General features: G+C 36.7%; 14 protein-coding genes and 1 pseudogene. 9 read left to right on the top strand and 6 right to left on the bottom strand.

Features of this window, described 5'->3' with window-relative positions; all coding sequences use genetic code 11:
* Positions 1-449: 449 nt before the first annotated feature.
* Entirely contained in the window at positions 450-2,378 is a 1,929-nt protein-coding gene (locus FN924_RS02530; protein WP_143891917.1) for an ABC-F family ATP-binding cassette domain-containing protein, read from the bottom strand.
* A gap of 170 nt (positions 2,379-2,548) precedes the next feature.
* Here FN924_RS02530 and FN924_RS02535 point away from each other — a divergent pair, with 170 nt between their 5' ends.
* Positions 2,549-3,190 (top strand): redox-sensing transcriptional repressor Rex, encoded by a 642-nt coding sequence (locus FN924_RS02535; RefSeq protein ID WP_143891918.1) that lies wholly within the window; start codon positions 2,549-2,551, stop codon positions 3,188-3,190.
* A gap of 42 nt (positions 3,191-3,232) precedes the next feature.
* Here the strand turns inward: FN924_RS02535 and FN924_RS02540 are convergent, their stop codons facing one another.
* A complete protein-coding gene (locus tag FN924_RS02540; protein ID WP_143891919.1) occupies positions 3,233-3,433 on the bottom strand; it encodes a YdiK family protein in 201 nt (66 codons plus the stop codon).
* 6 nt (positions 3,434-3,439) lie between these two features.
* On the bottom strand, positions 3,440-4,150 hold the full coding sequence (locus FN924_RS02545) for a CPBP family intramembrane glutamic endopeptidase (RefSeq protein WP_143891920.1): 711 nt from the start codon (positions 4,148-4,150) through the stop codon (positions 3,440-3,442).
* Positions 4,151-4,406: 256 nt separating this feature from the next.
* Here FN924_RS02545 and groES point away from each other — a divergent pair, with 256 nt between their 5' ends.
* Complete coding sequence (groES, locus tag FN924_RS02550) at positions 4,407-4,691, top strand: co-chaperone GroES (RefSeq protein ID WP_143891921.1); 285 nt, start codon at positions 4,407-4,409, stop codon at positions 4,689-4,691.
* A 58-nt stretch (positions 4,692-4,749) separates the two neighbouring features.
* Positions 4,750-6,381 carry a chaperonin GroEL gene (gene groL, locus FN924_RS02555; protein WP_143891922.1) on the top strand — a complete coding sequence of 544 codons (1,632 nt, stop codon included), beginning with the start codon at positions 4,750-4,752 and terminating at the stop codon, positions 6,379-6,381.
* Between the two features lie 289 nt (positions 6,382-6,670).
* Here the strand turns inward: groL and FN924_RS19825 are convergent, their stop codons facing one another.
* The 3 genes and pseudogenes from FN924_RS19825 to FN924_RS02565 form a co-directional block, all read right to left on the bottom strand.
* Positions 6,671-6,853, bottom strand: coding sequence for an ATP-binding protein (locus tag FN924_RS19825; protein WP_407692013.1), 183 nt, complete (start codon positions 6,851-6,853; stop codon positions 6,671-6,673).
* Positions 6,836-7,399 (bottom strand): annotated as a pseudogene (locus FN924_RS02560) (transposase); the annotation flags it as partial. The gene FN924_RS19825 and the pseudogene FN924_RS02560, both read right to left, overlap by 18 nt.
* Positions 7,400-7,508: 109 nt before the next feature.
* Positions 7,509-7,973 (bottom strand): hypothetical protein, encoded by a 465-nt coding sequence (locus FN924_RS02565; RefSeq protein ID WP_143891924.1) that lies wholly within the window; start codon positions 7,971-7,973, stop codon positions 7,509-7,511.
* 105 nt (positions 7,974-8,078) lie between these two features.
* Between FN924_RS02565 and FN924_RS02570 the strand changes: the two genes are divergently transcribed.
* From FN924_RS02570 to FN924_RS02585, 6 genes are all read left to right on the top strand, one after another.
* Entirely contained in the window at positions 8,079-8,969 is an 891-nt protein-coding gene (locus tag FN924_RS02570) for a lanthionine synthetase C family protein (RefSeq protein ID WP_143891925.1), read from the top strand.
* 161 nt (positions 8,970-9,130) lie between these two features.
* A complete protein-coding gene (locus tag FN924_RS19045) occupies positions 9,131-9,241 on the top strand; it encodes a class III lanthipeptide (protein WP_194709682.1) in 111 nt (36 codons plus the stop codon).
* A gap of 43 nt (positions 9,242-9,284) precedes the next feature.
* Complete coding sequence (locus FN924_RS19050; protein WP_194709682.1) at positions 9,285-9,395, top strand: class III lanthipeptide; 111 nt, start codon at positions 9,285-9,287, stop codon at positions 9,393-9,395.
* 125 nt (positions 9,396-9,520) lie between these two features.
* A complete protein-coding gene (locus tag FN924_RS02575) occupies positions 9,521-10,351 on the top strand; it encodes a class I SAM-dependent methyltransferase (protein ID WP_143891926.1) in 831 nt (276 codons plus the stop codon).
* Between the two features lie 613 nt (positions 10,352-10,964).
* Positions 10,965-11,453, top strand: coding sequence for a small multi-drug export protein (locus tag FN924_RS02580; RefSeq protein WP_143891927.1), 489 nt, complete (start codon positions 10,965-10,967; stop codon positions 11,451-11,453).
* 51 nt (positions 11,454-11,504) lie between these two features.
* Positions 11,505-11,747 carry a YfzA family protein gene (locus FN924_RS02585; RefSeq protein ID WP_143891928.1) on the top strand — a complete coding sequence of 81 codons (243 nt, stop codon included), beginning with the start codon at positions 11,505-11,507 and terminating at the stop codon, positions 11,745-11,747.
* The last annotated feature ends 9 nt before the right edge of the window (positions 11,748-11,756 follow it).

Raw genomic sequence — 11,756 nt, forward strand, 5'->3', positions numbered from 1 at the left:
ATATTGTCATAAAAGGACGATTCATGTGGGTGAAATCTGTGGATAAATGCATTGAATCCTGTGGATTATGTGAGTAAGTATGTGGAAGATTGATTTGGCGGGGGTAAATCTGTGGATAGGATTGTGGAAACGTGAATAAGTCCTGAATAAGTGGATAGATATTGCCTGAAAATGTCGGATAACGCATCCACAGGCAATAAAATGGAGACTGGGACAAAAGTATAGTAAGCAATGAAAAAACGAACAATTCTCATTAGTGCCTATACTCCGCTCCGGAAATATACTACGCTTTCCGCGGGCGGCTGGTGAGCCTCCTCGTGCTGACGCACTGTGGGGTCTCACCGATGCCTTTCCTCCCGCTGGAGTCTACGTATATTTCCGGAGCTAGTATAGGCTGTTGTTCGGCTTTTCGACTTATCCTTTTCGTTATGTCCTAGCCCCTATACCTATCATTCTGTTTGTAATGCTTCCCATTCTTCCATTAACGCTTCCAGCTTCTGTTGAATGTCCGTATTCTCTTCCGTTAGCTCAAGCGCCTTCTCATGGTCTTGAAAGACATCTGGATTACATAAGAGTTCATCAATTTCCTCGGTCCGTGCTTCTAACTCTTCTATTTGCTGTTCGATCTCTTCTATTCTTCGTTGAATTTTACGCATTTCTTTTTTTAATGCTTTCTCTTGTTCAAACGTAGACTTCGCCGTTTGCGTTTCTTTTACAGGTGCGGCTTCTTGTTTTTCTAGTTCCATTAACTCGAACTCTTCCTGCTTCTTTTCTAAGTAATAATCATAATCCCCTAAGTACATCGTAGAAGAACCAGGCTGCATCTCTAATACTTGTGTGGCGATCTTATTGATAAAATACCGGTCGTGGGAAACGAAAAGAATCGTACCAGGAAAATCTACAAGTGCTGCCTCTAACACTTCTTTACTATCTAAATCTAGGTGGTTCGTAGGCTCATCTAGAATAAGAAGATTAGATTTTTCCATCATTAGCTTAGCTAATGCGAGCCGTGCCTTTTCCCCACCACTGAGTGAGGAAACGACTTTTAATACATCATCTCCACTAAACAGAAAGTTTCCGAGGATGGTCCGAATATCTTTTTCATTCCATAGCGGATAATCATCCCATAATTCTTGTAATACGGTTTTTTGGGGATGCAGCTGCGTTTGTTCCTGGTCATAGTAGCCAATTTGGACATTTGTTCCGATTTGAATCTGTCCGTAGGCAGGGGAAAGCTGTCCAATAATCGTTTTTAGTAATGTCGATTTTCCAACCCCATTTGGACCTACAAGTGCAATGCTGTCTCCTCTGGAAATATCAACGTGTAGATCGGAAAAAATAAAATCGTCTCCATCCTCATATCGGAAGGCGAGATCTCGTACTTTTAACACGTCATTTCCACTACGCTTTTCTACTTGGAACGAGAACCGTGCAGATGCTTCATCGCCATCTGGCCGATCCATGACATCCATTTTTTCTAGCTGCTTTCTTCGACTTTGGGCTCGCTTTGTCGTGGATGCGCGTACGATATTTTTTTGAATGAAGTCTTCCATTTTTTTAATTTCTGTTTGTTGCTTCTCGTAAAGCTTCCTATCTCGCTCATAGTTTTCCGCTTTTTGATCTAGATATTTAGAATAATTACCATGAAACTTTGTAGAATGATGGCGGGAAATCTCGTACACGACGTTCACGGTCTTATCTAAGAAGTAGCGGTCGTGGGATACGATGACCACAGCACCCGGATACCCGTTCAAATAGCCTTCTAACCAGGATAGGGTTTCGATATCTAGATGGTTTGTAGGCTCATCTAGGATGAGGATATCTGGCTTGGAAAGAAGCAGCTTTCCTAACGCAAGACGTGTTTTTTGACCACCACTTAGTTCATGAATCGGGGTATCTAAATCAAAGCCTTGGAAGCTGAGTCCATTAAGCACGGCCTTAATATCTGCTTCATACTGGTAGCCACCGTCCCGTTTAAAGGCATCCTGGCGTCGATCGTATTCCTCTAACAGGTTTTGATAGGCCGCTTGATTAGCCAGTAAGTCAGGATTGCCCATCTCTGCTTCCATCTGTCGCAACTTTTTTTCTTGTTCGATTAATGCTGTAAAGACGGATAGCATCTCTTTCCAGATCGTTTGATTGGATTCTAATCCAGTGTTTTGGGCAAGATATCCAAGACTGACTTGCTTCGGTCGAAAGATTTCCCCAGAATCATAGGATAGCTCCCCAGCCAATATCTTTAATAGCGTAGATTTTCCTGCACCATTACGTCCGACAATGGCGATTCGGTCCTTCGTTTGTACTTCTATTTTGATGTTGGAGAGAATCAACTCTGCTCCAAACCGTTTTGTTAATTGGTTCACTTGTAACAATATCATTTTGGTTTCACCTCAATGGCTTAAGTGTATCCTAATCGAAGGCGAACTAGCAACACACGTGTATGCTCTGGAAAAAGTTTGTATAAATAATCACACAATTTTAGAGAATATCTGATAGAATGAAACTAGAACATCGCATTATTGTTGCATCGACCACCGGAGGGATGGAAATGAACATGGAAAATAAAATACCACAAGCGACAGCGAAGCGCTTGCCATTATATTATCGATTTCTTAACAATTTACATCACCAAGGAAAGCTAAGAGTATCCTCCAAAGAATTAAGTGAAGCGGTAAAAGTAGATTCAGCTACGATTCGCAGAGACTTTTCTTATTTTGGTGCACTAGGGAAAAAAGGATATGGCTATAATGTGGAATACTTACTTGGCTTTTTCCGTAAAACATTAGACCAAGATGAAATGGCGAAAATCGCATTAATTGGAGTCGGAAATCTTGGAACCGCTTTTTTACATTATAATTTTACGAAAAACAACAATACAAAGATTGAAATGGCATTTGATGCAGATCCAGATAAAGTCGGAAAGGACATTGGAGGCGTACCGGTGTATCATATACAGGATCTAGAGGAGCGTCTAGGCGATACTAGTGTTGCGATTCTAACTGTCCCTCAATCCGAGGCACAACCAATAGCGGAGCGTTTAGTCGAAGCGGGGATTGACGGAATTCTTAACTTTACTCCTGCTCGCATCACGGTGCCAGAGCGAATTCGCGTGCATCATATTGACTTAGTTGTGGAACTACAATCGCTCGTTTATTTCTTAAAGCATTATCCGTTAGATGAGATGGAATAAAAGAAGCAGAGCTCTCCATTAAAAATGAGAGACTCTGCTTCTTTATTTTTTCTTCGCGCGTTTAATCGCGAGATGTAATAGGAAGAGGCGGATGGATATGACAACATAAGTGGTTGCAAAAAGCAATAGTAAGATCGTTGTAACATTCCAAATAGTATCCTCTACGAAAGTAATTGCTAAATACGTAAACAGTATCCCTATAAAAAAGTATAGAGACGCTGTAAACAATGGTGAGGTCCTCATGTATCCTTAGCCTCCAAAAATAATCATTTGTATTTTTTCAAATTGTTCAAGCATTTTTTCCATTTCTTCAGGGTCCATATTATATTGCGCAATCACGACAAATCCGTTCATCGCCATATGGGTAATAATCGGTACAATAATTCGTTTCGTCTGTACATATAGAAATGCGAAGACAAATCCCATGCTCATATACATAATGAGATGAAGCGGATCAGCGTGTACCAACGCAAACACAAGCGCGGATGCCACTCCTGCAATGATAAAATTCGTCTTTTGATAAATAGTACCGAAAATAATTTTCCGGAAAATAACTTCCTCTAATATAGGGGCGATAAAGACGACGATTAAAATAAAGATAGGAGCAGACCTAGTAATGTTCATGATGTCTTGCGTATTCTCAGATCCTGGTGGAATTTTTAAAAGGAACGTTTCAATAATAGCTGCGATGAATTGGGCAAAGTAAGCAAGAAAAATTCCTAGAATAGACCATAGAATAATGGTACCTACTCCGGCAGCTCCCCGTTCACTCCCTACATTCATATCCTCTCTTAATAGGAAAAGAGTAATAACTAGCGCAGCTAAGAAGCTAAAGACACTCCAGAATACACCTGCTGTAAATGGATCTAGGCCCATAGCCTTAATGATTGGAGCAACTAGTGCCCCAGATAGCTGCATGATAACGTACGTTAAGATGACATACCAATACCTTTTCGGCAAGATGCAACGACTCCTTTATTAAAAACATATCGAATTACTTCTCATTGTACGTATTTTAACATAGAAATAGACTAGGTATGAATCGAAAGCATTGCGGGTAAGATGGTATAGGTAAATTATGCAAAAAATTTAAAAGGAATCTCTTGCAAAATGAAATGGATTTATTTATTATAATAAATGTGTTAGCACTCTTATTAGGTGAGTGCTAATAATCAATCCATTTTAAAATATATTCAAATTAAGGAGGGTTTCTCACATGTTAAAACCACTAGGTGATCGTGTAGTAATCGAACTTGTTCAACAAGAGGAGAAAACATCAAGCGGTATCGTACTTCCAGACTCTGCAAAAGAAAAGCCACAAGAAGGTAAAGTAGTAGCAGTTGGATCTGGTCGCGTAACCGAGAATAACCAAAAGGTTGCTCTTGAAGTAGAAGAAGGAAACATTGTCATCTACTCCAAGTTCGCAGGTACAGAAGTGAAATACGAAGGCAAAGAATACTTAATTCTTCGTGAGAGCGATATTCTAGCTATTGTTGGTTAATAAACGAGGAACTTTTTTTACCATATCATAACGAAAACCTTTAAGGAGGCATTTACACATGGCTAAAGAAATCAAGTTTAGTGAAGAAGCACGTCGCGCGATGTTACGCGGTGTTGACACACTTGCTAATGCAGTTAAAGTAACACTTGGACCAAAAGGTCGTAACGTTGTTCTCGATAAAAAATACGGTTCTCCCCTTATCACAAATGATGGGGTAACCATTGCAAAAGAAATCGAACTAGAAGATCACTTCGAAAACATGGGTGCTCAACTAGTAGCAGAAGTAGCTTCTAAAACAAATGATGTTGCAGGGGACGGTACAACAACTGCAACAGTTCTAGCACAAGCTATGATTCGTGAAGGCTTGAAAAACGTAGCTTCTGGTGCAAACCCAGTCGGTGTACGTCGTGGTATTGAAAAAGCAGTAGAGGTTGCTGTAGAAGAATTAAAAGCAATCTCTAAACCTATCGAAAGCAAAGAATCTATCGCACAAGTTGCGGCTATTTCTTCTGCAGACGAAGAAGTAGGTCAACTCATTGCAGAAGCAATGGAACGAGTTGGTAACGATGGGGTTATCACAATCGAAGAATCTAAAGGCTTCAACACAGAGCTTGAAGTCGTAGAAGGGATGCAATTCGACCGTGGATATGCTTCTCCATACATGGTAACAGACCAAGATAAAATGGAAGCAGAGCTTGAAGATCCATACATCCTTATCACCGATAAGAAAATCTCTAACATTCAAGAAGTACTTCCAGTGTTAGAGCAAGTGGTTCAACAAGGTCGTCCACTTCTAATCATTGCAGAAGACGTAGAAGGCGAAGCACTTGCTACATTAGTAGTAAACAAACTTCGTGGTACATTCAATGCAGTAGCTGTTAAAGCTCCTGGATTCGGGGACCGTCGTAAAGCAATGCTAGAAGATATCGCAGTTCTTACTGGTGGTCAAGTGATCACAGAAGACCTAGGTCTAGAATTGAAAAACACTGGAATCGAGCAATTAGGTCGCGCTTCTAAAGTAGTAGTTACGAAAGAGTACACTACAATCGTAGAAGGTTCTGGAGATGCAGAGCAAATCGCGTCCCGTGTTGCACAAATCCGTGCACAATCAGAAGAAACAACTTCTGAATTCGATAAAGAAAAACTACAAGAGCGTCTTGCAAAACTTTCTGGTGGAGTAGCAGTAGTTAAGGTTGGTGCAGCTACAGAAACAGAATTGAAAGAGCGTAAACTACGTATCGAAGACGCATTAAACTCTACACGTGCTGCTGTACAAGAAGGTATCGTAGCTGGTGGTGGTACTGCACTAGTAAGCATCTACAACAAAGTAGCAGGATTATCACTAGAAGGTGACGAAGCTACAGGTGCAAGCATCGTCCTACGTGCGCTTGAAGAGCCAGTACGTCAAATCGCGCACAACGCTGGACTAGAAGGTTCTATCATCGTAGAACGTCTAAAAGGCGAAGCAGTAGGCGTTGGATTCAACGCAGCTACAGGCGAGTGGGTAAACATGGTTGAATCCGGAATCGTAGACCCAACGAAAGTAACACGTTCCGCATTACAAAACGCAGCTTCTGTAGCAGCTATGTTCTTAACTACAGAAGCAGTTGTTGCTGATTTACCTGAACCAGAAGGTAGTGCTTCTATGCCTGACATGGGTGGCATGGGCGGAATGGGCGGCATGATGTAATATGGGTTGAAAAACCTTGTTGGTTTAGTGTTTTTCAGTGATTATTATCGCTGATGCTCATGTTTTTGCTCATGTTTTGAGTGGATAAGGTATGTAATAGATCTATTAGTAAGTTTAATTACTTATTAATAGATCTATTTATATAAACTAACTTCTTTATATCAATATCTACAAAACAAGTGTTGATTAGACTAAGACTATTGGAAATAGGTTGTCTTATAGAACAAGATGTCAAGGACGTTTAATTTTATACAAAATCGTCGGGTTAAAATTATACAAAGCTGCCACTTTATTCGGTAGCTTTGTTTTTCATTCGAAAACTTTGTCCGTCAATAGAAAAGACTCTGGAATGGTGAAGCAACCGATCCAATATTGCTGTTGCAATAATTCCGTCTCCTAATACTTCTCCCCACTGGCTGAACGTCTTGTTCGACGTTAAAATGATGGAGCTATTTTCATACCTTCGGCTGATTACTTGAAATAGATAATCTACAAATAGAAACACATAACAGTTGCTTAAAGGACGAGATTGCCATTCTTCTAACTCAGGAAGGACCGCATCTGTAATGTCGGAAATCATTTCGTGGGAGACATAGAAGCCATAAATATCTTCTATGGTGGAAGAGATATCCCGTTGAGACATGCCTTTGGCGTACATAGAAATCACTTTATCCTCGATAGCTGAGACATCCTTTTTACGCTTTGGTATAAGTTGTGGTTCGTACGAACCATCTCGATCCCGTGGCACAGCAATATCTACTTCTCCAGCCGTTGTTTTCAGTGTTTTCTTGCCGTACCCGTTACGCCTGTTTGTTGTGTCTTTTTGATTCTTATCATTAGGCTCATAGCCTAAATGATGATTCATTTCACCCTTTAACATGGATTCAAACATGGGACCAAATATTTCTTTTAGGGCGTTTTGCATATCTTCTACTGACTTAGGTTGGTATTGCTCAATGATTTTTTCTGCTAATTCTACGGAGTTTGGATCTCTTTTGATTTTCCCCATCGAAATCACTCCTTTAGATATATGTTCATTTTACCAAAATAAAAAAACTGTGTGAGCAAGAATCGTACGCATTCTTACTTACACAGTTAATTTTACACTCCCCAAACAATGTGTTTATTTATATGTCTGGAGTTGGCTTTTCTTCAAAGCCAATGTAAGCTATCTTAAGAATCGAAGTGAAAAAAACTTGACTAATAAGTGTTTCTGGTAAATTATAATCCCTACGGTATTTGGATAAGTTCCACCCTTCAGCAATCGCTCTCTCCCCATTTGATTCGCAAAAAGTTATTACAGCATTGGCGGCTTTTTTTCGTGGCATTCTTTTCTCTTGGTATAATTTTGTGCTATTTGCAACTGCTCTGTATATAATACTGTATATCTGAGCAACCGAAAAATGTTCTAGTAAATTTTCAAACACTTTGTTTGTTTTTTCTCCAGGACTAAAGTCGAAACCAACTTTATCTAGACTATACAAAAGATACTCTATTGATTCATTAAGAGCTATTTTTTTCCACATATTAAAACAAAAGTCTTTATCTTCTTCAAAATCCTCTTGACTAGGATACATTAAACGTTGAATCATATTGTAATAACTATTATCTATTGAAGAAATGTTAATTCTAAAGATCACCCGGTCTACGTAATACGTATTTTTGAACAACTTGGATTATTTACGGGTTTATCAGGTGTGGCATCGGTTTTGTATGAGTATGGCTATAAAGAAGAAAGCATTAATATTTTTGAGCGTATATTAGCTACTTTCAATAATGATGTAATTGACGTTTCATTAAGATCAGGTGCTTCGGGAATTGGACTTGCCTTAACTAGTCTTTATCTTGAGGAAAAAAATAAAACATACTTACTCAAAGCAGAGGAAATCGCTGATGCTATAAATAATTTTATTATTCAAGGTAAGAAATTGTCGAACAACGATTTGACAGGTGTACCAATTGGGTTAATTGATGGTTGGTCAGGTATTTCAATTTTTTATTCAGCATTATACGCAGTTACAAATAATCAAGTGTACTTTGATAAATCAATTGAACTTATTGAGAAGGATTTAGAGAAGACAGAAATAGATGAAACAATAAATGTAATGCATACACTTGATGATAGGAAGAGATTACTTCCGTATCTATCGGGCGGTTCAATAGGTATAGGAATAGCAATTGATTATTTAAATCATGTAAGCGGGCAGCAGAATTATCAAAAAGAATTAAACTTAATTACTAATCTAAGTAATGTCAAGTGCGCATTTAATGGTGGGTTATTCGATGGGGCAGGCGGTTTTTTGCTACTGCCTTTAGTAAATAGAAAAAATGATCGCCAATTTAACAGCAATGTTGAATCCGTAACAAAATTATTAAATTTATATTTAGTAAAAAGGGAGGATCATCTTTTATTTCCTGGTAACTTTGGTTATCGTCTTTCTGATGATTTGTTTTCAGGTAGTTCTGGAATTGTATTAGCAATTGAATCTTTACTTAGAAAAAACAACCTATATTGGTTGCCTATAATAAATCCGACTCTATTTTATAAACAAACTATGCATCAAAGCAAAGTGCTTTATAATATATAAAATTACCATAAAAGAAGTGTAAAAAAGTGTAATTTATTGATGAAATACTTGCAATGCAATTATTAGATGAATATTAAGAAATCTAGTAATCATTGCAAAAAACACTTTAATGAAGATTTCATTAAATATAAATAGGTCTATTACTAAAGGAGGTGAAATTAATGGACCAAGTGTTAGGATTGCAAAAGTTAGAGGCAGAGAATCAAGCTAGCACCAATTATTGGACAACTATTACTACATTTACACTATCTACAGCAAGTTATCAATGTTAGTAACCTACAAAAGTGTTAATGAGTACTAAAGGAGGTGAATTTCGTGGACCAAGTGTTAGGATTGCAAAAGTTAGAGGCAGAGAATCAAGCTAGTACCAATTATTGGACAACCATTACTACATTTACACTATCTACAGCAAGCTATCAATGCTAACAATGAACGATGTAATCTAGAGGAAACCTAGTTGAATTATTTCTTCTAGGTTTTCTCTAATACCTATTATAGAGCATTATTTTGTTAGTAAATAATAATCCAATTACTAAGTGAGGAAGGATATTATGAATGATATATTTAAGCATTTACAAACTCCAGAGGTATTTAAAGAGGGAAATGTTAACTATTGGACAGATTCTATGTTTTCCGATTTAATACTACGAGCTCATTTAGATCAAAATCACTCTGGCGGTAGTCGCAATCATGAATTTATGACGAGATCAGTTTCATTTATTAATGATGTTGCTCCGAGCGATCGATATAATAAACTTATAGATTTGGGATGTGGTCCGGGATTATATTGTGAAAAACTATCCGAAATAGGATATGATGTTACAGGTGTAGATATATCGGAAAGTTCAATTGAATATGCTCAAAACAAAGCAAAACAAGAAAACCTAAATATTACTTACAAAATAGAAAGTTTCTTAGATTTGAATGAATCTGATAAATATGATGTGGCATTACTCATTTATTACCTTTATGGTTCAATAAATTCTAATGGACGGAAAAAATTATTAGAAAGAATATTTAAGAGTCTAAAGAACGGGGGGATATTGCTATTGGATGTGACTTCTAAAGTTAGTTTTGATAACTTTAAAGAGGAGCAGACTTGGAGTTTTAGCAGTAAACAAGGAACTCTTGCAAACAATTCATACATAGGTTTCAGACAAGCATTGAAGTATCCTGACCAAATAACTTTGGAGAAAACTTCTTTGCTATTTAAAGATAAAGATCCAATAACTTTCAATATATGGAATAAGTCTTTTGACAAAGATGAGTTAATAAAAGAAGCTAAAGATGTTGGATTTAATATAAAAAATTTATATTCAGATGTTGCAGGACAAGAACTAAAAGAAGAAAGCGAAGAAATCGCTATTTTGCTAGAAAAGTAGTAATATGCCTGAACTTCAGCTTTTGGATTTTATTTTTTTCCTCGGAAGAAAAGCGTAAGCAGTTAACTTGTTACGTGTAGGCTAAGGGTCAATTTCGTTCACTTTGAATGATTGGATTCACTAACATATCGAAATCAAAGATAACTGTGCAAGCTAATTCAGTGGTCAGTGAAAGGAAAAAACCACTGAATAAAGTTTTATTATATATTTTATTATTAAAATCTACGATTAATTAATGTAAATTGAATCCTCTCTGTGGCCATTTTTGGTCGATTTTTTAACTAACAGAAGCGGATTCTTTTTTTATCTCTGATTAAAATACTCTTGAATTGAAGATTTTGCTTGAGCCTAAGTAGTTGGACTTATGATAGGGGGAATTCTTGTTTCTACTATATTTTCTTAATGAAAGCTAAAAAATATTAACACTTGAATTTGCGGAGTTCCGCAAAATAAGTTTAGGATATTTTTGCGGTTATTTTATATTAAGTATGTGATACGATTTTAGTTAAAGTTGAGGTAACATTTACATTTTTCACAATTACTGATACATATACAAAATAAATAGCTTTTCCTATCATTATTCACTAAAGCTGAGCTTAAGGGGGAAATAGGTATGTTTCGTCAAATGGTACAAGATTTTATATTACAATTAAGTGAGGCAAACATTGTTTTACAATATTTAGGTATAACTTTATTATCATTTATTCCATTTGTAGAATCTCCTGGTGCAACTGCAGCTGCTGGTTTAATTGGACTTTCCGTATTATTATCTTTTTTATTAAGTATAGGCGGAAACTGGATTTCAATTATGCTGATTATTTTACCCTTTAATGCAATTGTTAAAAAAATTCAAAATCGAAAATCAAAAAAAGGATTTATTCAGAAACGTGCAAGTAAAGCAAGAGAAAGATACGAAAAATATGGTGTTCCAGGAGTTGCACTTCTTGCTCCAATTGTATCTTCCGGGCATATTGGGGCGTTTGTTTCCATAGCAGCTCGTGCAGATAAAAAGAAAGTTATATTTTGGCATACGATTAGTATTATAATTTGGGCAATTATTGGAGTATGTATTGGAGCATTTTTAAATTATGAAATAATGTAAAGTATTACTACTATTGTAAATTTGAGAATTACAAAAGAAGGATGGTATCGAATGAAAAAGTGGCTAACTAACATCGGTTATTTTTTAATTCTTAATTTAATATTGCTGATTGTCGATAATACACCATTTGTTAATCATTTTGAATTTGGAAAATTTGGAGATCAGATTTTACAGACAGAACTTTTTACTGAATGGTTTAATTTTTACGAGACACCATTTTTTAATGTAGTTTTATTTTTTTCTTTAATTCATATAATTTTGTTTCCTTTTTATAGATTTATATCTAAGAAATGATCTAATGAA

The sequence above is a fragment of the Radiobacillus deserti genome (assembly GCF_007301515.1).
GTDB classification, from domain to species: Bacteria; Bacillota; Bacilli; order Bacillales; family Amphibacillaceae; genus Radiobacillus; species Radiobacillus deserti.